At 44.5% G+C, this 26650-nt stretch carries 19 protein-coding genes; 9 read left to right on the forward strand and 10 right to left on the reverse strand.

The annotated features are described in order from the left end of the window. Nucleotides 1–15: 15 nt before the first annotated feature. Both ACFWMP_RS09690 and ACFWMP_RS09695 read left to right on the forward strand, forming a co-directional pair. Entirely contained in the window at nt 16–1134 is a 1119-nt protein-coding gene (locus tag ACFWMP_RS09690) for a peptidoglycan DD-metalloendopeptidase family protein (RefSeq protein ID WP_256721598.1), read from the forward strand. Between the two features lie 40 nt (nt 1135–1174). Then, nucleotides 1175–1624, forward strand: coding sequence for a bactofilin family protein (locus tag ACFWMP_RS09695; protein ID WP_042185241.1), 450 nt, complete (start codon nt 1175–1177; stop codon nt 1622–1624). Nucleotides 1625–1632: 8 nt separating this feature from the next. On the opposite strand, the gene ACFWMP_RS09700 is transcribed toward ACFWMP_RS09695, so the two are convergent. The 5 genes from ACFWMP_RS09700 to ACFWMP_RS09720 all read right to left on the reverse strand — a co-directional run bounded on the left by ACFWMP_RS09700 (nt 1633) and on the right by ACFWMP_RS09720 (nt 11636). Then, a complete protein-coding gene (locus ACFWMP_RS09700; protein WP_042185240.1) occupies nt 1633–2421 on the reverse strand; it encodes an ABC transporter permease in 789 nt (262 codons plus the stop codon). Continuing rightward, complete coding sequence (locus ACFWMP_RS09705) at nt 2414–3325, reverse strand: ABC transporter ATP-binding protein (RefSeq protein ID WP_379423584.1); 912 nt, start codon at nt 3323–3325, stop codon at nt 2414–2416. The genes ACFWMP_RS09700 and ACFWMP_RS09705 overlap by 8 nt, the downstream gene beginning before the upstream one ends. A gap of 217 nt (nt 3326–3542) precedes the next feature. Further along, complete coding sequence (gltB, locus tag ACFWMP_RS09710) at nt 3543–8138, reverse strand: glutamate synthase large subunit (RefSeq protein ID WP_379423290.1); 4596 nt, start codon at nt 8136–8138, stop codon at nt 3543–3545. A gap of 364 nt (nt 8139–8502) precedes the next feature. Further along, nucleotides 8503–10857: a YhgE/Pip domain-containing protein gene (locus tag ACFWMP_RS09715; RefSeq protein WP_042185237.1), complete on the reverse strand. Its 2355-nt coding sequence runs from the start codon at nt 10855–10857 to the stop codon at nt 8503–8505. A 203-nt stretch (nt 10858–11060) separates the two neighbouring features. Next, nucleotides 11061–11636, reverse strand: coding sequence for a TetR/AcrR family transcriptional regulator (locus ACFWMP_RS09720; protein WP_179085738.1), 576 nt, complete (start codon nt 11634–11636; stop codon nt 11061–11063). Nucleotides 11637–11903: 267 nt separating this feature from the next. Between ACFWMP_RS09720 and ACFWMP_RS09725 the strand changes: the two genes are divergently transcribed. Beyond that, complete coding sequence (locus ACFWMP_RS09725) at nt 11904–13091, forward strand: UDP-N-acetylglucosamine--LPS N-acetylglucosamine transferase (protein ID WP_042185232.1); 1188 nt, start codon at nt 11904–11906, stop codon at nt 13089–13091. A gap of 70 nt (nt 13092–13161) precedes the next feature. Here the strand turns inward: ACFWMP_RS09725 and ACFWMP_RS09730 are convergent, their stop codons facing one another. The 3 genes from ACFWMP_RS09730 to thpR form a co-directional block, all read right to left on the reverse strand. Next, the gene (locus tag ACFWMP_RS09730; protein WP_339245178.1) at nt 13162–13845 is read right to left on the reverse strand and encodes a metal-dependent hydrolase; all 684 of its coding nucleotides are present in this window, start codon (nt 13843–13845) and stop codon (nt 13162–13164) included. Nucleotides 13846–13919: 74 nt separating this feature from the next. Further along, nucleotides 13920–14810: a cell wall hydrolase gene (locus ACFWMP_RS09735; protein WP_042185228.1), complete on the reverse strand. Its 891-nt coding sequence runs from the start codon at nt 14808–14810 to the stop codon at nt 13920–13922. A 77-nt stretch (nt 14811–14887) separates the two neighbouring features. Beyond that, nucleotides 14888–15490: an RNA 2',3'-cyclic phosphodiesterase gene (gene thpR / locus ACFWMP_RS09740; RefSeq protein WP_379423294.1), complete on the reverse strand. Its 603-nt coding sequence runs from the start codon at nt 15488–15490 to the stop codon at nt 14888–14890. Between the two features lie 88 nt (nt 15491–15578). Between thpR and ACFWMP_RS09745 the strand changes: the two genes are divergently transcribed. Then, the gene (locus ACFWMP_RS09745; RefSeq protein WP_042185224.1) at nt 15579–16535 is read left to right on the forward strand and encodes a D-2-hydroxyacid dehydrogenase; all 957 of its coding nucleotides are present in this window, start codon (nt 15579–15581) and stop codon (nt 16533–16535) included. 78 nt (nt 16536–16613) lie between these two features. Continuing rightward, on the forward strand, nt 16614–17009 hold the full coding sequence (locus tag ACFWMP_RS09750) for a GrpB family protein (RefSeq protein ID WP_339248433.1): 396 nt from the start codon (nt 16614–16616) through the stop codon (nt 17007–17009). Between the two features lie 96 nt (nt 17010–17105). Here ACFWMP_RS09750 and ACFWMP_RS09755 read toward each other — a convergent pair whose 3' ends face one another. Then, nucleotides 17106–21902 carry a glycosyl hydrolase gene (locus tag ACFWMP_RS09755; RefSeq protein ID WP_379423297.1) on the reverse strand — a complete coding sequence of 1599 codons (4797 nt, stop codon included), beginning with the start codon at nt 21900–21902 and terminating at the stop codon, nt 17106–17108. A gap of 318 nt (nt 21903–22220) precedes the next feature. Then, nucleotides 22221–23630, reverse strand: a complete 1410-nt coding sequence (locus ACFWMP_RS09760) for a deoxyguanosinetriphosphate triphosphohydrolase family protein (protein WP_379423299.1) — start codon at nt 23628–23630, stop codon at nt 22221–22223. Nucleotides 23631–23818: 188 nt separating this feature from the next. On the opposite strand from ACFWMP_RS09760, the gene ACFWMP_RS09765 reads away from it, so the two are divergent. The 4 genes from ACFWMP_RS09765 to ACFWMP_RS09780 all read left to right on the forward strand — a co-directional run bounded on the left by ACFWMP_RS09765 (nt 23819) and on the right by ACFWMP_RS09780 (nt 26630). Beyond that, entirely contained in the window at nt 23819–24124 is a 306-nt protein-coding gene (locus ACFWMP_RS09765; protein ID WP_052404166.1) for a hypothetical protein, read from the forward strand. Between the two features lie 42 nt (nt 24125–24166). Then, complete coding sequence (locus ACFWMP_RS09770) at nt 24167–24790, forward strand: class F sortase (RefSeq protein ID WP_379423301.1); 624 nt, start codon at nt 24167–24169, stop codon at nt 24788–24790. 166 nt (nt 24791–24956) lie between these two features. Beyond that, the gene (locus ACFWMP_RS09775; RefSeq protein ID WP_231573388.1) at nt 24957–25592 is read left to right on the forward strand and encodes a polysaccharide deacetylase family protein; all 636 of its coding nucleotides are present in this window, start codon (nt 24957–24959) and stop codon (nt 25590–25592) included. A gap of 66 nt (nt 25593–25658) precedes the next feature. Continuing rightward, nucleotides 25659–26630 carry a substrate-binding domain-containing protein gene (locus ACFWMP_RS09780; RefSeq protein WP_379423304.1) on the forward strand — a complete coding sequence of 324 codons (972 nt, stop codon included), beginning with the start codon at nt 25659–25661 and terminating at the stop codon, nt 26628–26630. The last annotated feature ends 20 nt before the right edge of the window (nt 26631–26650 follow it).

A 26650-nucleotide genomic window follows, 5' to 3' on the forward strand; every position in this document is an offset into this window, starting at 1 on the left:
TAAGGCGGCTGCCATATGCCGCAGAAAGGAGAAGCCATGAAGAGTCAGCCAGATCATAACCGGATTACGCTGCTCGTCGTAAGGGATGCCGGACGCCCAGTCAAACAACTCCAGATCTCCAAGCCACTTGCGTTCGCCCTGCCGGCAGCAGCAGCCCTGTCCCTCTCCAGTCTGGTCACCTCTATGCATTTCCATGCCTCGCAGTCGATCTCACAACTGGAAGCTGAGGCAGCCGCACTATCACTAACCAATCTCCGCATGGAAATGAAGGTCGCTGACAAGGATAAGGATCTAATGCAGCTTCGTACTCAAGTCAGCGAGCTATCAGAAGAGGCAGATAATATTAAAGACAAGCTGAAGAGTGTAAATGCGCTGGAACAGGAGTTGCAGTCTTTGATTAACAAAAGCAAAGGCTCCGCCGCTGAAACAAAAGAATCAAAAACGGGATCAACCGCTTCAAACTCAACCTTAGGCTTATCGAGCCGTAACGCTGTGCCAATCCCAAATGAGACATCTTTTAAAGCTACAATCACATCACAGGTAGGCGGAGAATATATCGCGTCTTATCAGAACGAATCGCTGAATCTAGTGGAGGAAACAAAAGACGATTTCGAAGAGATCCACGGTATGCTCGATGAAATGGTGGAAAGTATTACTCAAACTATCACTCTGGCGGAGCATGCGAATAACGTTCAAGCAAATCAACAGGCAAAAAAAGCTCAAGCTGAAAAAGCCAGACTAAATGCAGCAGTACTCTGGCCTACCGATTCTAGGGTCATCTCCTCAAGCTTCGGCTACCGAACAGATCCTTTCAAAGGCTTATCCGCGTTCCATTCAGGTGTCGATATTGCCGGGAACTTAGGCGATCCTGTATATGCCGCCTTAGACGGGGAGGTCGTTACCTCCGAGCAGATGGGTGCGAGAGGCAAGTATGTCGTGATCAAGCATTCGAACGGGCTTGAAACCTGGTATATGCATCTGCAGGCAATGAATGTATCTGCGGGAGACAAGGTTAATAAGGGGCAGAAGATCGGCTTGCTTGGAAACACTGGTCGAAGCACAGGACCTCATCTTCATTTCCAGGTAGTGAAGCAGAATAAAACTGTGGATCCATTGGATTATGTTAAACCCTAAACGTTAATGTAAAAATATATGAAATAGGAGGAATTTATACATGTGGAATAAGCGGCAGCAGCGTGCCACTATCAAGTCTACTGACTCTCTGATTGGGCATGGGGGTACGCTCGAGGGTAAAGTACATTGCGATACGAACCTGAGGATTGAAGGTACCTTTAGCGGAGAAATTATATGCAGTGGTGTTGTCACTGTAGGTGAGGAAGGCACGGTGCGCTCCAGTATTAGAGCAGAAGAGATCGTTATCGCTGGTAAAGTATATGGAGATGTTACCGCAGACCGTAGGCTCATTATGACCGGTACTGGCGAGCTGCACGGCAATATTTCTGCAGGAGCACTCAGTATTATGGAAGGCAGCCTGCTTAATGGGTCCATCGCCATGCAAGAACAGCCCACCTCTGAACAAGCAGGTGAGCTCAAAAGTAATACGAAAAAGGACAAGACAGCAAAACGTTCCTCCAAAGCAGAAGAAACGCTTGAAGCCGGTTAATCCTATTTTTATCCAGCAACGTCCCGTTTACGGAAGACAAACCAGGAAACTGCTAAGAATATAACATAATACACTGCCAGCACAGCAATGGAGAAGCCTAGTGTAGCACCACCTGGACCAATATCAGATCCCATGTAGACCCTTAGATCCATATGAGTGAAAATTAAATATCTGGCCCATTCGAACACATCCGGATTAAGCAAAGCAGCGAAAATACCTTGGGCAAACATGATAAACATAGATAACCCTATCGCCAATCCACTTGCACGGAATACGGAAGAGATCATAAAAGCAAGCGTAACCGTCAAGAAAAGAGTGACATAGCGGCATAGGAGATCTATAAAGGAATACTCAGCAGGACTCCAAGCTGTAATCGAAGACAGTGTGTCTCCAGTTGGTGAGGCGAAAATAAACGATGAAGCTAAACCAAAAACAATCAATACTGCAGTACAAAGCAAGCTAAACAACACAATGCTAATGTATTTCGAGAGCAAGATCTGGGAACGGCTCCACGGGCGAATCAGCAGCATTTTGATGGTTCCCCAGGTAAATTCGCCCGCTACGGAGTCAGCGGCTATAACAACAACGAAGATCGTATTCAGGAAGAATACAACACTCACTATCATTTGGAAACTGTCCCAAACGCCTAAGCGCGATGCAGGGTTATCCGTTGTGAAATACATAAGAGCCGGAAGAAACGCACTAAACACTGCTAGAATAATCAGCATAATCCATGTGCGAGCACGACTATATATCTTGATATTCTCATTATGTATCAACGCTGTAAAATTACTCAATTCCTTCACCTCCTGTAACCTCTAAGAATTGATCCTCTAGCGTACGGGCAAGTGATTTGATACTGTACACTTTAATCCCACCAGCCACTAGTCTGGCATTAAACTCAGCAATTTCTTCACGTGCCGCCTCAACTACAAGCCCACCGCTCTTTATAGTTCCTTGTCCAATGAGAGCAAGTGCAGCTTCGGCATCGTCAACCTCAAACAAGGTTTCTCCGATAGGCATTGTAACATTGCCTACCTCTTTTAGCTGTTTTACCTCAAGCAGTTGCCCATTCTGAATAATGGCTACACTGTCACACATGAGCTCCATTTCGGAAAGTAAATGGCTGGAGACAAATACGGTTGTTCCTTCTTCACGACAGAGTAGGCGCAGATAGTCACGAAGCTCACGTATGCCTTGTGGATCAAGCCCATTGGTTGGCTCATCTAGAACCAGTAGCTTTGGTCGGTTTAGTAGCGCCTGAGCTACTCCAAGTCTCTGACGCATACCTAGGGAATAAGTCTTCACTTTGTCATGAATTCTTTGACCAAGCCCGACCAGCTCCACAACCTCATCAATCCGCTGCTTACTGACTCCCGGTACCATCCGTGCAAATTGTCTAAGATTCTGATACCCAGACAGAAACTTGTACATTTCAGGATTTTCTACAATAGCCCCAACACTTGCAATAGCCTCTTTATAATTATTTTTAATACTATGACCACTAATCAGGACATCCCCACTGCTAATGGAAATTAACCCCACCATCATTCGTATTGTTGTCGTCTTCCCTGCTCCGTTTGGTCCCAAAAACCCGAATATTTGACCCGGTGGGATATCCAGCGTTAAATTGCTCACCAGCGTCTTAGAGCCTATTTTCTTGGTAACTCCCTGCAGACGGGCAACAGGTTCATACAGCATTTCTGTATTTGACACAGTATCACTTCCTTTCATTTACAAACAAGTTTACCATACAGTTTTTTTCAGAAAATTACAAAAAAGAAACAGTCTAACGTTGTTTAGACCGAGGATTCGATTCGATTTGAACAAAAAGGGACCTGGCCTCCCGCAAACGAAAGAGTCCAAGTCCCTTATATCACTTCATTCAATATTACCTGTTTTTTCAGAATGCAGGTATTTAGCCACCTACACGTGCAAGCTCGCGCATATTCGCTTCAAATGCAGCCATCAAAGCAGCCTCGCCGGTCAATCCGGTTTGCTCCACTTTGCGAATCTGCTCCATCATCCGTTTGTAATCCTTCGGAATGACACGAACAAACTTCGGCAAGCTATCTGCCCACTTATCCAATACCCGCGCTCCCGCCTTACTGCCTGTAAGCTCTACATGACGGCTAATCAGCTCGCGAAGCTCTTCGATCTCTTCTGGCTCTTCCACTCTCTCGAGAAGTACCATCTCAAGATTGCAGCGGCCGATGAAGGATCTCTCTGGATCGTAAACATAAGCGATACCACCTGACATTCCTGCCGCAAAGTTACGGCCTGTTTCACCAAGAACAACCACACGGCCTCCAGTCATGTATTCACAACCGTGGTCACCCACACCTTCTACTACAACCTTCGTTCCAGAATTACGAACGGCAAAGCGTTCACCGGCGATACCGTTGATATAAGCTTCTCCAGCTGTTGCTCCGTAAAATGCAGTATTTCCGATAATGATATTGTCCTCAGCTGCAAAGGTAGCTTTTGGAGATGGTTTAATAATAATCTTACCACCCGAAAGTCCCTTACCAACGTAGTCATTGGAATCGCCTTCCACCGTAAGTGTGATCCCCTTAGGCACGAATGCACCTAAGCTTTGACCAGCAGAACCGGTGAAATGAAGACGAATCGTATCATCAGGCAAGCCGGCTGCCCCGTATTTACGTGTCAGCTCGCTACCAAGGATGGTTCCAACGGCACGATTAACGTTCGTAATCGGTAACGATGCTTCTACAGCCGTTCCTGATTCCAGTGCAGGTGCAGCCAGATCCAGCAGTTTAGAGACATCAAGCGTCTCTTCCAGACCATGATTCTGACGTTTACTGCAGAAGCGTGTGCTTCCCTCTGGCATTTCCGGTACATGCAGCAGACTACTCAAATCTACGCCCTTCTTCTTCCAATGCTGCGAAGCTTGAGCAGCGTCTAAGCAATCTGTACGGCCAACCATCTCTTGAATCGTACGGAAGCCAAGACTCGCCATAATTTCGCGTAAATCCTGTGCCACAAAGGTCATAAAGTTAACTACATGCTGTGGATCACCCGTAAAGTTCTTACGAAGATCTGGATTTTGTGTCGCTACACCAACCGGACAAGTATCCATTTGGCAGACACGCATCATGATACAACCCACAGCTACTAACGGAGCAGTAGCGAAGCCATACTCTTCAGCACCTAGTAATACAGCTACGGCTAGATCGCGTCCGCTAAGCATTTTTCCGTCTGTTTCCAGTACAACGCGGTCACGCAGATTGTTCAGCATCAACGTCTGATGCGTTTCGGCCAAGCCAAGTTCCCATGGAAGACCTGCATGACGAATGGAGTTCATCGGAGATGCACCTGTACCCCCGTCATAGCCACTTACCAGGATAATATCAGCGCGCCCTTTGGCTACGCCAGCAGCAATCGTACCTACTCCGACTTCAGAGACGAGCTTAACATTAATGTTTGCACGTGGATTGGCATTCTTCAGATCGTAGATCAGCTCTGCCAAATCCTCAATCGAATAAATATCATGATGCGGCGGAGGTGAAATCAAGCCCACACCAGCTGTTGAACCGCGCACTTCAGCCACCCATGGATAAACTTTACGTCCTGGAAGCTGTCCGCCTTCCCCTGGTTTAGCACCCTGAGCCATCTTAATCTGGATCTCATCAGCGTTAACAAGGTAGTTAGATGTAACTCCAAAACGTCCGGAAGCTACCTGTTTAATCGCACTGCGACGGGAATCGCCGTTGCTGTCCGGGATATAGCGGGCTGGATCTTCTCCGCCCTCACCAGTATTACTCTTACCACCGATCCGGTTCATTGCAATAGCGAGGGTCTCATGCGCTTCCTTACTAATGGAACCAAAGGACATCGCACCCGTCTTGAACCGTTTCATAATGGACTCCACTGGCTCTACTTCTTCTAATGGAATCGGTTCATAAGCTGACTTGAACTGTAATAAGGAACGAATCGTCAGATGCTTCTCACTTTCACCTTGAACAAGTGCAGCATATTTCTTGTACATCTTATAATCTCCACTACGCACGGAGTGCTGAAGCAGATGAATGGTCTGTGGGTTGAACAAATGATCTTCCCCATCGTTTCGCCATTGATAATCACCACCGGAATCAAGCACTTTATCATTTCCGTCTTTTTCCGTGAAAGCACGGTTATGATGGATAAGTGCCTCGGTTGCTACTTCCTCCAGACCAATACCGCCAATGCGGGAAGGTGTCCAAGTAAAGTAACGATCCACGAATTCCGAGTTCAGACCCACAGCTTCAAAGATCTGCGCGCCCCGGTAGGATTGAATAGTCGAAATCCCCATTTTGGAAAGAATCTTAACTACGCTCTTAGTCGCAGCTTTAATATAGTTCTTCACAGCCTTCTCATGCGAGATTCCCCGCAGTAAGCCTTGGCCGATCATATCATCCAAGCTTTCAAAGGCCAGATACGGATTGACTGCACTCACACCATAACCAAGCAGAAGTGCATAATGATGGACTTCACGAGGTTCACCGGATTCAAGCAAAATACTAACTTTTGTCCGTGTTCCTTGCCGGATCAGATGGTGATGCAAGCTCGATACCGCAAGTAGAGCAGGAATCGCAGCATTCTCACGGTCCACACCGCGGTCCGTCAGAATCAGAATGTTATGACCTTTAGCCATAACGCGATCAGCAGCCTCGTTCATACGCTCAAGTGCGATACGCATTCCTTCTGCTCCGAGCTCAGCTGGGAAAAGAATCGGAATAGACATCGACTTGAAGCCTGCACGACGAACATGACGAATTTTAGCAAAGTCTTCATTCGAAAGAATCGGTGTGTACAGCGAGATTTGGCGACAGCTTTCTGGTTCTGGTTTAAGCAAGTTACGCTCTGGTCCAATTGTAGTCGTAGTAGAGGTAACCAGCTCTTCGCGAATAGCATCGATTGGTGGATTCGTTACCTGAGCAAACATTTGTTTGAAATAGTTATATAGACGCTGCGGACGGTCTGAAAGCACAGCGAGCGGCGCATCATAACCCATGGAACCTACAGCTTCAGCGCCAGTAGATGCCATTGGTTCAAGCACCTTGCGCAAGTCCTCAAAAGTATAGCCGAACGCTTGCTGCAGCTGCTGCACATTGTCATGCTTAGGATTTGGTAGCTCAGGCGCATCTGGAAGCTCTTCGAGACTGATCAAATGCTCATCCAGCCACTGGCGGTAAGGCTTCTCAGTGGCGATAGCCGATTTGACTTCCTCATCGGAGATAATACGGCCTTCCTTCGTATCCACGAGCAGCATGCGTCCAGGCTTCAGGCGGTCTTTATATAAGATGTCCTCTGCTGGAATGTCCAGTACACCCGCTTCGGAGGATAGAATAATCATGTCGTCCTTTGTTACATAATAACGAGCAGGGCGCAAGCCGTTACGATCCAGAATAGCGCCGATTTGCACACCATCTGTAAAGCCCATTGCAGCAGGTCCGTCCCATGGTTCCATCAAAGTGCTGTGGTATTCGTAAAAAGCTTTCTTGTCGGCGTCCATACTGTCATGATTGCTCCATGGTTCAGGAACCATCATCATGGCTACTTGTGTCAAGGAGCGTCCGCTCAAATAAAGAAACTCAAAGGTATTATCGAACATTGCAGTGTCCGATCCATCCGGGTTTATAACAGGTTTGATCTTACTCAGATCTTCGCCGAACACTTCACTCTTGAACAGCGACTGGCGAGCATGCATCCAGTTCACATTTCCGCGCAAGGTATTGATCTCACCATTGTGGATCATAAAGCGGTAGGGATGCGCACGTTCCCAGCTTGGGAAGGTATTCGTACTGAAACGGGAGTGAACTAACGCGATTGCTGATTCCAGCTCTTCGTTCTGCAAATCCAGGTAGAATTGTCCGACTTGTTCTGTAGTCAGCATGCCTTTGTACACGATCTTACGACATGACAAGCTTGGGATATAGAAGGCTTCAGCCTCTTCTACACCACCGTAGCGAATCGCAAGCTCTGCACGTTTGCGGATGACATAAAGCTTACGCTCAAAAGACAATTCGTTCGTAACAGAGGCCGAGCGACCGATAAACACTTGGCGCACAAAAGGCTTTGCAGCCTTCGCGGTTTTGCCAAGCATTTCATCATAGGTAGGTACATCACGATAGCCGAGTACTTCCTGACCTTCTTCAGCAATAATTTTGCTTAAGAGAGCCTCATGTTGAGCCCGAACTTTCTCGTTATGAGATAGAAAAATCATGCCTACGCCATAATGGCCTTGTTCCGGCAAAGCGAAGCCAAGCTTCTGGGCTTCACTAGCAAAGAAACGGTGCGGAATTTGAAGCATGATACCTGCTCCGTCACCAGAGTTGGGTTCGCTACCTTGTCCGCCACGATGCTCCATATTAAAGAGCATTGTTAAAGCGTTACTAACAATATCATGGGACGGTTTGCCTTTAATATGGGCTACAAATCCCATGCCGCAAGCATCTTTTTCGAACTGGGGATCATACAGGCCCTGTTTTCCGGGCAGTTCAGTGTGTCTCATCGAACGCAACCTTTCTATTATAAAGTATGGCGTAATCTTTGGAAAATTTTTCAGATTAAAATTTTAATAATTATTCAAGCCAGATTAGTGCTATTATTTTATCACCGGGGTGACAACAGCGCAATTTAAACTTTTTTATGATGCTGATTAACATTTCTTTTTGCGACACAGCTTTAGTGGACAAAAGTTTAAAAAAACTCATCTATGTATAATTATGCATAAATGACGCATAAGAACTTATGCAATGAAAGCGTTTCAAGAATTTTCATCACCCTTGAATGTTTGCAAGAAAAAGGGTTCTATGATTTAAACTCAAAAAAAAGCGCCTCCCGGAGGAGACGCTTTTTAATTACTTTTTTTCAAATTATACAGTCATAGCTTGTTCACTGTTCATTCCAGCTTCATTGTCCCGACTGCGGGTCATGAAGTAAGCGAAAGTAAGAGCAAGGAACCCAAGACCGAAGATTGCAAGAACACCTACGTCACTCCACATTGCACTGAAGTCCCCTGTAGAAATTACTGATTTAAGACCACTAACTGTGTAAGTCATAGGAAGCAGTGGGTTAAAGAATTTCATCCAGTTCGGGATCAATTCAAGTGGGAATGTTCCGGCACTAGTTGTTAATTGGAAAATAAGAATAACGATAACAACAAAACGTCCCGGTTGATCCAACCAAGTAACAATGGATTGAACTACCCATGTGTAAACTAGACTAGTCAAGAATGTAAATAGGAAGAATAGCGGTACACTTTGTACTTCTAGTCCAAGTCCGTACAATACAACCACAGCAGCCAGCATAGACTGGATAAAGCTCATGATTGAGAACGTAAGCGTACGGCTGATAAAACGATTCATACGGCTTGCGCCTATTACAGCTGATTCACGCATTGGAATAACAATTGTAGAAATCAGTGCACCTACGAACAAACCAAGAGATAAGAAGTAAGGAGCAAACCCTGTTCCGTAGTTTGGTACATGATTTACAACTTGATCCTCAATCACAACCGGTTGTGCGAACATTTCCATCATTTTATCTGACTTATTCACGCTGCCTGTTTTTTCAGCAGCATCGCTAAGCTTAGTTGCCAGTTCTGTTGATCCAGATTTCAGATCATCCATACCATCTTTCAGCTCGCCTGCACCGTCAGCCAGTTTTTTCGAACCATCTGCTACAGCACTGATACCGGAACCTAGTTCGCCTACACCACTTAGCAGTTTTGAGGTACCATCGCCAAGCGCTTTACCGCCTTCAGCCAGCTTGCTGCCTCCAGCTGCAGCTTCTTTAAGCTTCGCACCAAATTGTTGCATCCCTGCATTCAGCTTATTGCCACCTGTTACAAGTGCAGATGCGCCTTGTGCCAGTTTTTGCTGTCCTGTCAAAAGCTGTGTGCTACCAGCATTTAATTGCTGTGCTCCATCATGCAACTGAGTTACACCAGCAGCTACCTGCTGTGAACCTGAGTGCAGTTGAGTTGCACCTTGTGCCAGTTGCTCTTGCCCACTGTGGAGTGCAGTAGCACCCTGTGCCAGCTGCTCTTGACTTTGTTGCAGTTGCTCACTACCTTGTGCAACAGCTGCACTAGCTGCTAGGAGCTTCTGTACGGCCGGATTCTGTGCCAACTCAGGACTAGCCTGTGCCAATTGCTGCAAGCCTTGAGCGACCGCTTTAGCGCCCTCAGTAACCTTTGTGCTACCTTCTGCGGAAGCCTGCAAGCCTGCCTCCAGCTTCGCGCTGCCATCCACGGAAGAGGTTAGACCTGCTTCCAGCTTCGCGCTGCCGTCAACTAAAGATTGTGTTCCTGCTTGTAATTTAGTAGTACCATCTACAGCAGACTTCGTACCTGCTTGAAGCTGTGTGGCACCTGTTACAGCTTGCTTCAAGCCGTCACTAAGCTGTTTACTGCCGGCAGCGCTTTGTGCAACGCCATCTTGAAGCTGTGTATGAGCAGCCGACAATTGTTGCAAACCGCCTGCCAAAGTGCTAGAACCCGTTTGAATTGCAGTAGCACCTGAATTTAAATCAGACACACCTTTAGTAAGTGGTTCTACACCATTTTGAAGTTTACCTGTACCATCTGTCAGTACAAGAAGATTATCTTTCAGCTTCAAGGCTCCGTCATCTAGCTTACCAGCGCCATCTGCGATCTTGGAAGCTCCATCTCCCGCCTCGCCCAATCCATCAGAAACTTCTGTAATCTGATTGAATACAGACTCCACATAAGCCTCTGTTACCTTAGCGGATACTTTAGATTTAATTTCTGATACAGCCGTTCCACCGATCTGTCCGGCCAGGAAGTTGTAGCCTTCATTTGGCTCATAAATAATTTTTGCCGGTTGTGGTTCATCATCCAAAAGCGTTGTTGCTTTAGCAGAGAAGTCTTCTGGAACAATAATCGCCATATAATAGGTATTGTCCTTCATTCCTGCTTGCGCTTCTTCTAGTGAAACAAAGTTCCATTGAAAGCCATCGGTTACCTTAAGCTCTTCAACCAGATCATCTCCGGCCTGAAGTTGTTTTCCTTCATAATTAGCACCGACGTCTTGGTTGACAACAGCAACCGGTAACTCATTCATCTTGCCATACGGATCCCAGAATGCCTTTAGGAAGAATCCGCTATACATCACCGGAATAAATAGGATGGCAATCATCGGAATCAGCACCTTTGGATTTCTCAGTGCTGCGCCAAGATCCTTGGTAAATACGGATAATGATTTCATTCTGGTTCTCTCCTTATGAGCTTATGCTCTCTTTAAAATGCTTTGTTTGCGAAATATTACGTAACACTAGGTGACCGTTTTCCCCATCTGGTCAATTTAGGGGATAAAAAAACGCCTTTCGGCTCTTCTTCAATGCCTAAAACAGCTTGGAAATTGTTAAGGGAAAGCAATCTGATCACGCCATCCCTATCCTGAATCAACGCTTACTGTGCCAGTCCTTCGGCGAGAAACAAATGAAAGTACATCTTGATCTGTTCCTTGTCCAAGGGAGTATGTGTTTTATTCAGTTCAGCAGTCAATACAATATATAGCCTGAACATGACTACAGATACGATTTTAGGATCGCAAGGTTTGATTTCTCCCTTTTCAAGGGCTTGTTGCACCTCCCGTTCTAAATATTCTAAAACTAAGTTCTCGATCTTCTCGAGCCCTTCTCCTGCCTGCGGCGTTCCGAATTCGCGACTCTCCTGGGAAAGCTTGATGAATAGCTCCTGCTCACTTCGAAATTCCAGCAGGGCATCCAGCACACGATGCAGGTTATCAAAGAAAGGTCTGTCTCGCCTGATCTCGCGATCAGCAATCATCTTCATTTCTACCATCATATCGCGCAGGATCTCATCAAACAATTGCTCTTTGTTTGTAAAAAAGGTGTAGATGGTTCCTTTCCCGACATTTGCGATCTTAGCAACCTGATCCATGGTAGTCGCCTTATAGCCGAATAATGAAAATGATTTTGCTGCGGCCTGAAGCACCTGCTGTCTTCGATCCACCACTGCCACCTGTGCCCACTTCCTTTCTCCAGAAAATATCATTACCGCTGACTATCTGACCACTTTACTAATCCGGTCAATTGGTCATTCATTACTTTAACATGTAGCTTTGCAGTTTGCAATACTTTAGAAAATCTTTTATTTTTTTATTTATTGCAGGGTTTTAACTTTCTATTTACGTCTTATTTGTATAATGTGAGTAGAGAACAGTTTTCCCTCATCTATTTAAGAAGAAATTCCGCATTTCTATTGAAAAGGAAAGTAGCAGGTGAACTTATGCGAAAGAAAAGAGTACTGCTGTTTTCGGAAGGCTTCGGTACGGGCCACACAGGAGCAGCCTATGCTCTGGCCGAAGGAATAAAGCTGCTGAATCCGGATGTCCAGTGCCGAGTCATCGAGCTAGGTAAATTTCTTAACCCGATGGTCGCCCCATGGATTCTTTCCGCTTACCGAAAAACAGTTAGCAGCCAGCCTAAGCTGGTCGGCATGATGTATAAGACACAATATCATAAATCATTGAACCCGTTGACTAAGATGGCACTTCACCGGATTTTTTATACACATGCCTCTCAAGTAATCGAGCAGCTAAAGCCTGATTTGATTATTTGCACACACCCCATTCCGGCCGCTGTCATTTCCAGACTAAAGCGTCGTGGATTGGAGGTCCCGCTGTATACGTTAATTACAGATTATGATGCACATGGTAGCTGGGTAAATTCCGAGGTCAACCGATATCTCGTCTCTACCCCACGTGTAAAATCTATTCTAACAGGCCGAGGGATTGCTCCTGAGCTTGTAACGGTCACCGGCATACCTGTCCATCCGAAGTTCTGGGAACGGTCCAACAAGACGCTGCTCCGCAAGGAACTAGGTCTAGCCGATATCCCTACTGTACTCATCATGGGTGGAGGCTGGGGACTGATGTTCGGCAAAGAGATTATGAATTCACTCACAGCCAGAATGGATAACATCCAACTCATCTTCTGTATGGGCAGTAACGAGAAGCTTATAACCAAAATGAAGTCCAATCCAAGGCTTAATCATCCTAACGTCAGGATTCTTGGATATACCAGTGAAATCAATAAACTTATGGATGCTTCCGACCTTCTAATCACAAAGCCTGGCGGTATGACCTGTACCGAAGGTCAGGCTAAGGGAATCCCAATGCTCTTCTATAAAGCTATTCCAGGTCAGGAAGAGAAAAACTGCCAATATTTCGTAGAGCTAGGGCTAGCAGAGGTACTTGACTGTGAGGTAGTGAATAAATGGTTCTCTATGATGCTCCGTGAGTATTCTGTTCTCGAAGAACAGCGTAAACGCCGTCTAGCCCCTGATAAACATCAACCGCAAAGTTGCGCGACTACCGTTCTGCAGATGTTAGGCAACCCCGCAGACAAAACAGCCGATATCAGAGGAGCAAGATCTCAAGCCCGAGGCGAAGAGCCTGTGTGCATTACACCATAAAGAAAAGCAGGTAGTCAGGGGAAATTCCCGGCTATCTGCTTTTTTTGTATAGACATGTAATCAGGATTTATTAAATTTCTATACTTTCACCAGCTTTAAGCGGGAATCCCTCTATCCCCTCTTGTCGCAGACGATTACAGAAATCCATAGCATCCTGAGCAATATCCGGAAATGTATTGTAATGAAGTGGTATGACCTTGTCCGCTTGAAGCCAGCGCGCAGCAAGGAGCGCATCATCCGGTCCCATGGTCAGCATATCGCCAATTGGCAGAGCCGCCAAATCAATCGCAGTTCTTTCACCAATCAGACGCAGATCGCTGAATAGTGCGGTATCACCTGCATGGAATAACGTCTTCCCCTCAATCGTCAATAAAATACCTGCGGGTTGTCCAGCATAAATCCAAACGTCGCCTTCCTGAATCGATGAGGAATGAAACGCCTGAGTATATTTAACGGTAATAGCATCATAAATATGACTGCCGCCTATATTCATATGTTTAACCTTGGCACCCTTCATTCGGCAGTATTCTGCAAGCTCAAAAACAGCAAAGATCGGACAATCATTCTGTTTGGCAATTTGCACAGCATCACCTAAATGATCCGAGTGACCGTGAGTCAGCAGGACAGCATCTACAGTAATGTCATCAGGTGAAATACCGGAGTTCGGATTTCCTGACAAAAAAGGGTCAATAATAACTTTCGCTTGCTCTGTTTCTACCAGCAGCGCTGAGTGTCCGTAATAAGTGATCTTCATGACAATTCTTCCACCTCCAGGGTTATATAGTCTAGTTTACCCTATAAATAGCTGAGGTTCACAGATAAGGTCAATTATTTATAAAACGTATGATTACCAATGGTCTTCACATACTCCTGCGAATGATGTACGGTAAGATCCTGCGCAAGCTTAAGCGATAGGAAAAAATAAGTACTATCGGGAACTTCCTTCACCCCAGAGAGCGCTGCGTTCACCGCTTTAATACTATCATCATTAGGCTTGACACGTTTAAGACGCCCGTTAGCTACAGGACTGAATTGATGCTTTTGATAAATGACCTTATATATCGTGTCGGGGAAATTGGCTGACCGTAGCCTATTCAGAACAACGTTGGCAACTGCCACCTTGCCCTGGTACGGTTCACCTTCCGCCTCTGCCATTACAATTTTTTGTAGCAGAAGCAGTTCTTCTTCGGATACTGCGTAGCGCCGGGTTGCTTTACTTTGCTGCTCCTGGCTTAATAGCTCGGTCCGAGAGAAGTATAATGTTGTGAGGGGATTTTTCTGAGATGCCGAGACTGTCTTAACCACAGTCTGAGCGCTCTTTTTCGCTGTCGCTTTCTGCGCAGCTGAATTAGATTGTGCCACATCAGCCTTTACCCGAACTATGGAAGCCTGCGATGTATTTTGTGGCTTTATTTTATTCTTACTAAGCCATTCCACACTCTGCTCTGGTTTCCAAGTGGAACTGAACAGGTTAACTGTGCTGTAAAGCTTATTCATTTGTGAAACTTTTGTAGAGCCCCTCGTCTTACTAGATTTTGATTCTTCTTGCAAATAATTAATTACTGATGCTCGGCTGGTGGATTGCAGCTTATCCATCTGCAGATTATCTATTTTCCCCTCGGCAACCTGATTAGGCTGCATTAAGCTTATGGCAGAGAAACACACTAGTATAACGCCAACAAGCAACGCGATACAGCGGTTTTGTTTAAAGATTAACATGATATTCCTCCTATTTCACGGCACATTCCTATTGTATGTAACCGAAAACGGAAGCTTTGAAAACTTAAATACCGATTTTAAAATGTAATATTTTCAATCATTTCATACATAGGAATGGCATACATTCTGGTAGCATACAACACAAAACTATCAATCGTCCAGTCTCTATGAAAGATTTTTGATCTTTTTTCATCATCCAATTTCAGTAAATTTTCCAGCAATTTATCATCAAATGAAATTTTTCCAAGGTACTTTCGAGCCACTGTGAGATGTGGTTTGTACTCCCTGGATTCGGCCGAAAAACCTAAAGGAAGTGTAGCAGTGTGTACTCTCGCAGCCAGTAAATTCAGCTCTTCTAGTTCGCCAGAAACCCCTGCCCATAAAACTTTTGGAGCCTTTGGCAGACCAAATGTATTCCATTTGTCTAAGGATAGTTTGAAGGGGCGGCATTGCTCTGACATCTGCTTCAACGACATGATTAAATCCGGGATTTTCGTCTTTGGGGTGTCTCCTAAAAATTGCAGGGTAATATGATAATCCTCTGGATGAGTCCATTTTGCAAAATGAAACTTTTGAGATAGGTTAGAGCACTCTTCCGCCACAACTTGCCCAAGTTCTGCGGGTAATTTCACAGCAATAAATAATCGTTCTGAATCTTTATCCGACACGTTAGCATCCATATCAATTTCACCTTCTCCTATAGATTTGGTATCCTTATCCTATAACATTATCCATTTTCATCAAACCTTAGAGCAGGAGGAATACATCATGACTAAGTCCATAGTATGTCTACAACCACTGACAGCCGAGCAACAAGAAAGAATCAAAGCAGCAGCCCCCGGTTATACATTCATACAAGGTGACGGCAAAAATCCGGATTTACAGCTGCTAGCTGATGCTGAAATCGTAATCGGCTGGGCTAAAGGCATCGCCGATACGCTTCTTCGTCCAGATTCGCCCCTTCGCTGGGTCCAATCCTGGTCTGCTGGAATTGAGAAGCTCCCGTTAGAGCGTTTTAAGGAACGTGGAATCCTATTGACTAGTGGGAGCGGAGTGCATGCCGAGCCTATTTCTGCGGTAATCTTTGGCTTCATGCTTCTCTTCACACGTAATTTGCATACAGCCGTTCGCAATCAGATGAACCGCTACTGGAATTCTGACGGAAGTGAGAGTGAATTGTTCGGAAAGACAGCCGTTATTGTTGGAACTGGAGCCATCGGCAGCGAAACTGCCAGAATCGCTAAAGCTTTCCGGATGAAGACGATCGGAGTAAGTCGCTCAGGCAAGCCACTCGCTGATTTTGATCAAGTATATACCACTGACCATCTGCCAGAAGCTGTGAGCCAAGGCGACTTCATCATCAATATTCTCCCTATCACCGATGAAACTAAGCAATTATTTAATACTGCAATCTTCTCTGCCTTTAAACAAGGCTCCTATTACATTAACGTTGGACGTGGAGCAACTACTGATACTGAGGCTCTAATCCACGCACTGAATCGCGGTCAGCTTCGTGGTGCGGGATTGGATGTATTCGAAACCGAGCCCCTCCCGCAGGATCATCCACTTTGGACTATGGAACAGGTAGTCATCACTCCTCATTCTGCTGGCATAACCGATCAATACGCTAATCGAATCGTAAATATTTTTACCGAAAATATAAATTCCTATTTATCTACTGGCACTCCATCCCTAAATCTCGTTGATTATGCCCGCCAATATTAAATTTAGTATTTGATTATTAAGAACACTTGTTCTATAATAAAAAAATCCAGGAATCAAGCATAAAGAGAGGTTTGCGAAATAGATGTTACTGTCACACAATACAATGAGGAATGGAATCTTATCTTCCAAGAAGGATCTCGTAAGATTAAAGAGATCTTCGCTGATGCACTTATTGATATTCACCATATTGGCAGCACTTCTGTTCCTGGGCTAAAAGCTAAACCAATCATTGATATGATGCCTGTTGTACGAAATATCGAAGTCATTGATGACTTCAACGCGCAAATGACAGAGCTCGGTTACGAATGTATGGGCGAGTTCGGTATGAGTGACGAGGCAGCAGAACAATACGGTAATCTAAAAGAGGATCTTGCGAATCAATTTCCGAAGGACATTGAAGCTTATATGGATGGGAAAGAAGCATTTGTCACCGAACTAGAAAGAACAGCGCTTGAATACTATTCAAATCTTTAACTATAAACTGATCATACAAAATAGTCCCTGCATATCTATTAGGCAATCCTAATGGACATGCAGGGACCCTTATTTCAAACCTGGATCGCAGCGCGCTTAATTAGAAGCTATGATCTCGTCAATATAAGCTGTAGCGGTTCCAGCCGTAGAAGGTGTAACAAACTGAATGCCAATGGCATCTACTTTCTTCAAATTCTCAGGCGATAGAATGGAATTGTTGCTGAGATCAATCGTGAACTCCGTGAATCCATCCTGAGCAGCTATCTTCGCACCCGAATCTACCCATACTGCATAGCCACCTAATTGAAGAAACAGCTTCGCTTGAACATCAGGCTGGTCAGAGACGATTCTAACTTTAGCAGTAAGCTTGGAGAATGAGCTCAGATCAAGTGCAGCTACTTTTGATGCTGCTATAAAAGGATCTTTATCCTCTCCATTCCATGCGAAATCAAGCTTCAAAGATTGATTACCTTCAGCATATACATCAGAAGATACTGTGGCTGTACCAGAATTGATAGCCCAACCGTCATTCCCCGTCTCGAAGCCATAGTGAACATCCGGGACAGCTTTCTCCAGAGATACTTCCTTCAAATAAAGCTTCGCAGTTCCTCCATCATTGGAAACATCCTCAATTTTAATCCCAATCGTCTTTACAGCAGCCAAATCTACGCCCACCCCTGCTGCTGCAGTAGGCAGGGAAATAGATAAGGTCGTATAACCGTTAGAATCTACAGGCACAGGATCACCGCTGTCGCTCCATTTCCAGTCCGCACCTGTCTTGATGAATAGACGTGCTTTAGCTGCACCACTCGAGAGCTTAACCTTAGCGCTGATCGTATCCAGCCCTGTAATATTCAGCTTCTCAGGATTAATAGCAAGTTCGAAGGATTCTTTGGAGCTGCCATTTGTATCATTGCCAGTATTAATCAAATCAAATTGCACACTTGCCGCTTCTTCATTGGCATCAAATACTGGAGGTTGAGCGTTGGCAGACGAACCGTTGGTTGTAGCCCATCCTGCAATATCAGCTTCTGTAGCGAAGGCGTACAACACGCCAGGCTCATGTCCCTGGGAACCTCCATTTCCTTCTTCCGACATATCCGGAAGTGTCCCGTCATAGACCGCTTGAATATCGTCAAAGTAGAGCGAACCTTCGTGGCTCTGTCCGTCCATCGCATTCACATACAAATTAAAGCTCTGAACTTGCTTCAATCTTTCCTGTGTAAGCTCTCCGGCTTTTCCCCAGCTCATCTCCGTCAAATTCTTCAAACTTAATACTATTTTACCGTTCTTGTCTGGATTAATGACCGGATAGGCTTCGAAATATCCTCCATCAATGACAAGCTGCACCACTAGCTTAAGTGGCTCACCTTTCTCAGCATAAGCGTTGTCTCCATCGGAAGCTACCCACATACTGAGTGCATTATAGTCGGACCAGTCCAGCGAAACCAGACTTTTACCTACTCCGGTATAACCTGCATTATTAATCGTATAGTGCAGTTTCATTCCGTAATCCCCGGATGCCTTATGCTCGGAGCTTAAAGATACGCTCACATCATCTCCGCCAGCCTTAGGATATTTGGCTACCAGTGCTTCATCGCTTGAGCCATAAGATTCAAAATTATCTACCAGTGCTTTGTCAGCAACAGGTGCAGTATACGTATTATAAAGACCGATATTATCTAAATAGATTGGCAATTCACCTTTCACTTCCAAACCACTGCCAACCAGAGATATCGCTAGACCATTGGCTTCGGCTGATTTAGCAGCATTATCCAGATCAATCGAAACATCAAATTTATAATATTGTGATCCACCCACGTTAACTTTCTCAAGATCGGACAAAGATTTATAGGATGAGTCCATGCCATACTTTGTATCCCAATCTGGTGGCAACTGAATGACACTGCGTACCGCAGCATTGTTAGCCTCATTCTGAGCAGCCTCCGGAATTAACACGGAGAACTTCACACGTGTAACTTGAGACAGATCCACTCCATCCAATGCAAGATCATTCAATTGCAGCTTCAATTCCTGCCAAGTATCCTCAGCAGACAGCCCTTCAGTAATGTTAATAACAAGCTTACCGTTAGCATCTAGTGACGCATGCTGCAAGACCGTCTTGATCGTCTCTGCGTTATTGGCGAGCCCTGACCAAGTACCATTGTTTTGGATTTGCTCCAAATCCTTGTCAGTATCAAAAGTAAGTACCTTTATTGGCGCTTCATTGATTTTTAAGAATACAGAATTAGTCTGTGCAAGTGTAGCATCTCCAGTTCCATATGCCCTCACTGTAATCTCTGCTGAACTGCCATTCAGACTAGCGTCTGGCTGCCATGAAGCGCTATAGTAGCCGTCTGTACCGAGCGTCATTTCCACTTCTACTCCAGAATCACCCACAGTATAGGTCACTTTGCTAGGCACTGCATTGAGTACCTTGGCCCGAATGATGGTCACGGCATCTGTTACTGTACTGATATTATTCGGAGTTACAATGTGGAGGAAAGGTTTCTTTCCTGCCACTTCAACCTCGAGATTGTACTTATTATCTTCTTTCACATCACTCGCAAAAGCCGTGAAATCATCTTTATAAAAATTCACAAAATCAGGAAGCAACTCATGATCTGCTTTATTAGGAACATTCTTATAAGGAACATACAAATTATTACCTTCACCAAAGTTCGCCCAAGTCAGCATATAAGATATTTTTGCTGCATCAGGGTCAGCCTTGATCGCATTCAATACTTTAGTGAACCATTCCAGCTCATTATTGCCTGTTGTTTTCATACCAGCAGCACTATAACCATACTCAGATAGGGTAACAATCTTACCTTTGTCTTGAGCAAGCTGAGAAATCATCTTAAGGTCTTTAACAAGACCACCCAGGAAAGCCTCCGAACCCGCATTCTCCTTGTTGTCATACTGATCCATTCCAAGAATATCAACAAATTGATCACCTGGATAAGTCGTTAAATATTCACTTTCATTTCCATTAAAAGATCCGTTTGGTGAGAATACATAAAGGAAGTTATGAACGCCTTTAACATCACGTAGGTATTCAACTGTATATCTGTACAGTTCCGCGTATTCACTCTTTGTCGTTGTAGCCGCACCCCACCAGAACCAACCTCCATTTTGTTCGTGGAAAGGACGGAACAGAACTGGAATCAGGTTGCCATCGTCATCCTTAAGATTGTTCGCAAAATCAGAGATGCGATCTAGATATTTATTAAACTCTCCATTCTTATCTCCGCCCGGCAAAATACGTGATACTACCGAGCGCGTTGCTCCTTTGGAATTCCCTGTATCGTTAAAGCTTCCACCCGTAACAAAATTGTACGGATGTGTACTTAGCGTTACAATACCACCCAAATCATGAGCCTGCTTCATGGCAGCGGATAATCCTAATCTACTCGCTTCATAATCTCCGCTAACTCCAGGAGGATTCTCATATCCATCTAAACTAAGGGTGTCCCAACCAAAAACCCCAGGATAATCACCAGTGGAGCTGTATACGTCAGAAATAACATTTCCGTTCTTATCCTTTCCGGCAAAAGAGACGGTAGTATCATGCTGATGACCGAACATAACTTGTTTGCCGCTCATGCTATCCAGATAAGCAAATAACGATTTGGTAGCAGCCGATGCATCTACGTCAACGATATGAACCCCAGCTTCTGGTGTTGCCGTTGGAGCAGCCGTTGCTGTAGGTTCCGGAGTAGCCGTCGGTACTGGCGTTGCTGTAGGCTCTACACTAGTACCACCTGAGCCCCCAGGCGCCGGTGCACTTGTTCCCTGTCCTACAAGAACTCCATCCTTCACAGTGTATGTTCCTTCTACTATAGTCACTCCATTTAAGACTACAGAGGAAGCACTTACTACAAGCTTGCTAATGGTACCCTTTGTTGTAATCAACGTTCCCGTTGCACCGTTACCAATCACAAGCTGATCGATTGTAGAACCTGAGCCTACTTCTATAATAGAAGCACTATCAATAGTCAGTTGAGTGATGACCGTACGATCCTCTATAACGACCCGAACTTTTCCTTCAGGACGATTCACTTTTACAACAGCGAATTTAGAATTTTTTAAATGAATCGAATGCTCGCCGCCACCAGATATAAGCACATTACCTTGTACTGTTGCATTCTCCAAGACACCCTCACCATCACCAATACCGGAGGTAAAATAAAGGTTGCCTGATGCAGCTACATTCTTTAGTTCAACCCCACTTTGGTTAATGACAATATTCCCATGGATATCTCCCCCAGTGAATGTACCGACTGTGTTGTAGTAGCCGCTAATCAATCTGTCAACGATAGTGACTACCTCCGCCCTTGTAATTGGGTCGTTCGGACGAAATGTACCATCTGGATAACCGGATAGAATTCCACTCAATGCTAGGGTAGCCTCTTTAGCGTAAGCGCTGATGGATGCTTGGTCTGTAAAGGCACTCGCTTTAGTGCCTGGCTCCAATGAAAAAACAGAAGCAATTAATGTTGCAGCATCTTGACGAGTTACTTCAGTATCCGCTTTCGCTTTATTATCAGGAAAACCTTTGTAATAGCCAGCTTGCTTCGCTATAGATAAAGCGCTTGCATACCAAGCTTTAGCAGGTACATCCGAGAATGACATTTCCGAAAGAGTGCTAAATCCAAATAGCTTATTAATAATACTTACAAGCTCAGCACGCGTTACTTTATGATCCGGCTTAAAAGAGCCGTCCGGATAACCTTGAATAACACCATTACCCTGCCACTTCTCTACACTTTCTCCAGCCCAGTGCGCCTTGAGGTTTTCATTTGTTTTTCCGTTAGCTAGCGCAGGCACAGCCATTGTAACAAGCATTACTGCTGTAAGAAATAGAGCAAAGCTTTTTTTGAACTTCTTCATTCGTTTTACCCTCCCGTTTTGTAAAGGTTTTCATTATTACTCAAGCAGAAGATTCGACTTCTTTATCAACCTCCCCATTTATTCCCAATAACAATTTAGTTATTATATTAGCATCAAAATAGCATACAAACAATAACTTATTTTTATAAATAGCTATTTTGTTATAAAAAACACTGAATATCAGGGTCAACAAGCATAAATTTAGTCAGATTAATAATAACAAAATACTAACAAAATATTCCCCGTTCTATAAAAAACAAACAAAAGGCCAGTCTCCAATGGATTGGAGGCTGGCCTTAACTTAATCTTCTGTTTTATCTAATCCAAGTCATAAATCGATCCGACTTTCAACCCGTATAGCTCATTGTATATTTTCTCAGCAAAGGCATCCGTCATCCCTGCGATATAATCAATCACCATATGTTCCCACGTCCAAATAGGATTCGCTTGTTTCTGATCCTTCTCAAAGCGTTGCAGCCAGTCCGATGGAATAATGGCTTTGGATGTCTGCGGATCAAGAAAAGCTCCCCATAGACGGCGCAGAATCCATTCACTACGTTTCTGAAGCCGCTGTACTCGTAAATCACGAATCATCGTAACCCAAGCGAAGCTCTTCAGCACACTTACGGTCCGTAGCATATCCTCATCTTCTTTTCCTTCTTTTATAAAGGTGACCTTCTTCCAGTCTCCATCAGGAATCACCCCAAGACTTGCGACAAAGGTGCTAACCCAATAAGCCTTAACTTCACGCCGAGTTCTGGAATAGTCGTTCTCGCAGGTTGGCATCTTTTCCATCCATACTCGAAGAAATGAACTAAGCACCTCTTCGACCTTAGCACGGATACCTTCCTCCTCCCAACCCTTCCAGAAGAAATCCTCTAACGTTGAAATTTTCTCTACGATCAGCCGCTGAATATAGGAATCATGCATAAAGTGTTCATGCACTTCAATCTTTCCAGCCTTAATTCCATCCTCCAAATCATGTGCAGAATAAGCGATATCGTCGCAAAGGTCCATCAGCTGAGCTTCCAACGTTTTCTTACCCGCAGGAATTCCCCACTCTTTGCGAATCTCCGAAATATATGCCCATTCGTGAAGGTACATCCCCTTCTTCAGTGAGGTGCCAGGAAACGGATATTTATTAATTCCGAGAAGCACTGCATCCGACAGATTTAATCCATCAATGTTCTCCCGCTTCTCCAGAAACATAATCAGCCGATAATTATGAGCATTGCCTTCAAAGTGCTCATAGCGCTGCTTCATCTGCTCATGAATGAGCAGCCTATCTGCACCCGTTGCTCCAGATAGCAGGGCAGCCTCATTCGTCTTCTTTTCAATAAGCTGGTCCAGAATGTTATCTAGTACCTCTTCCCCTTTATGCCCGAAAGGAGGATGACCAAAATCATGAGCAATGGCCGCGCATTCTACAACCTCTGGATCTATTACAAGTCCTGGGTTCTCCGCTTTACTTGTCTCCACCTCTGGATAAGATCTAAGCAGACTTTTCGCTGCCTCACGAGCAATCTGAGCGACTTCAAGTGAATGAGTTAGACGCGTCCGGTAATAATCACCCGTGCCAGCCCCGAACACTTGAGATTTGCCTTGCAGCCTACGAAAAGTAGGCGAATGAATCAAGCGTGAATAATCACGCTCATAAGCAGCTCTCGACGTTTCTAGGCGGGTAATTTCCGGATATTGCCGGTGTTCTCTTTTTTCAATAAGTGTCATATTCCCACCCCTAACCAAATGTCTATATATTGAACTTCATTATAAGGCATTTTCATAACAATTTTCACATCAAAATACAACGTTATCCCAATCCCAAACTGCATTGGAAGCAATCCACCAATCTAAAAGCAATTGAAATGGAGATATTAATCTTCGTAGGCAAAAAACATCTAGGAGGAATCCACTAAATGATTATGAAGAAATTGTCCGTAGCTCTTTTATCCACTTGCTTGATGCTATCCGTTGCTTCTGCGGCTTCTGCTTCTGCTGCACCAACCGAAACGAAACATGAGAAAAAAGTACATGCTGAAAAAATGAAGAAAGAAAAAGAACATAAAATGCATGAAAAGAAAATGCATATGAAGAGCCACTCCACTAAAGGAATTCATGCAAAGAGCATGAAGGCTAAAAGCATTAACACTAAGAGCATTCACATGAAAGCAACAAAAATGCCAAAAACAGGCCATGGCGGTGCTAGCGAACAAACTGAATAGGGAGGATGAAAGAGGGGGAATCCCCTCTTTCTTTTCTTACACATGAAAAAATGGATATCTTCATTTATATTAACCTTCATCACTTTAACCACTGCCAGTTGTACTGACTCACATTCGCAGGAAAGCAGACCAGACACGAAGTCACTACAAACACAGCAGCAAGAAACGATAACTCCTACTAAAGCTATTCAAAAGATCGATATTAAACCATCATTACCCAAACCTATCCTGCCTACTCAGCTTAGCATTCCAGCTATTAAAGTAAGCGCCAAAATAGAGACCGTTACATTGCTTCCAGATGGACAAATGGACGTCCCTAAGGATAGCAATATTGCAGGAATTCTGTACCCAGGAATATTACCAGGTGCTAAGGGAAATGTAATTTTAGACGGGCATGTGGATAGTTATATTGGTCCAGCTATTTTTTTCAACCTCAAAAAGCTTAAGCACGGTGATGAAATAACGGTATCCAATGCGGACGGGCGAAAACTAACTTATATTGTAGAGTCTGTAGAAATCTTCACCACTGCTGAAGCACCCTTGGAACGAATTTTTGGAAAGTCTGCTGAAGCCAGAATGAATCTTATTACTTGTACAGGGAGATATAGCAGAAAGAAGAAAGAACATGAAAAAAGGCTGATTGTCTTTACAAAACTGAAACTATGAATATTTTGACCCTCCAAAGGAGCATTCTAAAATAAAAAAAACAGGTGAATTCATGAAAACTAGCAGCAAAATTATGATGACTACCCTCTCTCTCTTGTTATGCTTCACGAACTCCGCTCTAGGTAGCCCGAGCAAGAACCGCGACTACTACGAAAAAAGAGGAGACATGATTTGGGAAGTACATACTAACCAAAAAGTGATTGCATTAACGTTTGATGACGGTCCTGACCCTTCTGAAACCGATCAAATATTAAAGGTATTGAGTCAATATCATGCGAAATGCACCTTCTTTGCCATAGGAAAAAGAATTGCAGCGTATCCAGATGTGGCGAAACGAGTCATTTCCGAAGGACATGAATTAGCTAACCATACCTACAATCACGTCTATTTTAGAAAACCTATTAATAAAGCCCAGTTTGAGCGGGAGCTTAATTTAACCGAAGAAGAAATCATAAAGGTTTCTGGAAAGCATAGTGCTTTGTTCAGACCCCCGGGTGGCATGTATGACGAGACACTAGTTGATACTTCAAACAACATGGGCCTAAAGCCTATTTTATGGTCCTGGCATCAAGATACACGTGACTGGAATCGCCCTGGCGTGCAGAGTATCGCGAACAAGGTTATTCGAAACGCACATAATGGTGATATCGTCCTATTTCATGATCATGTGCATGGACAATCTCAAACCAGAGAAGCGCTCAAAATTATTTTGCCGGAATTAGAAAAGCAAGGTTTCCGATTTGTCACCGTTTCAGAATTAATCAAATTATCCAATACACAGCAGGCAGGTAAAGCACAATAGCCTAATTGCACAGGACTTCAAAATAAGGTAGTCTTGTCCTATTATGAAGTTCTGGAGGCTTTTGTCATGTCTGATAACACATCCTATACGACTGAGGAAATTGCCCGTTTACTGAAGATCTCGAAATTAAAAGTATATGATCTGATTAAAAAAGGGGAGCTTCCCTCCTACCGTGTAGGAAAACAGATGCGTGTGGATCAATCCGATTTAGAAGCCTACAAACAGAATGCTCGAAGTGGCATGACCCTATCGATATCGCCGCTGACTTTTGCTGGAGCAAATCTAACACAAGTTGCCACACATTCTGGCCAATTTAATAGTAAAGCTACAGGGCACAGCCTCGTGATTACGGGTCAGGATATGTCACTCGATATTCTAGCCACCTATTTGGAGCGTTGCCTGCCCACTGAGCGCCCTCTTCGTTCTTACGCTGGCAGTCTAGATAGTCTCATTGCCATGTATCAGGGCGAGTCGGACATCGTCAGTACGCATCTGCTCGACGGGGATACTGGAGAATATAACCTTCCCTATATTCGTAAAATCCTTGTAGGCTTCTCTTATGTTGTAGTTCGTCTGTTGACCCGAAGTGCAGGATTGTATGTTCAAAAGGGAAATCCTAAAGGTCTTCATGAATGGTCTCATCTGCAACAGGATGGACTTACACTGATTAATAGAGAACGAGGCGCTGGTGCACGTGTGTTATTGGATGAGCAACTCCGATTGCACGGCATTCCTGCCGCAAGCCTATCTGGATATGCGCAGGAGGAGAATAGTCATTTGGCAGTCGCTGGTAAAGTGTCACGAGGAGAAGCCGATGTGGCCATCGGTACCGAGAAGGCTGCTCAGATTGTCGACGGCGTTGATTTCATTCCCTTGATTCAGGAGTGTTATGATCTAGTGATGCTCAAGAAACCGGGAAATGAGCACTGGATCACCACCGTGATTGATATTTTACGCTCGCCAGCCTTTCAAAGTGAGCTTGGGTCCATTCACGGATATGATCTCACGGAAACCGGGACGATTATTTACGAAACCTGATAGTCACAAGCTTGCTTCTT

It is taken from the genome of Paenibacillus sp. NPDC058367, from assembly GCF_042723305.1.
In the GTDB taxonomy this organism is placed as follows: Bacteria; Bacillota; Bacilli; order Paenibacillales; family Paenibacillaceae; genus Paenibacillus_AQ.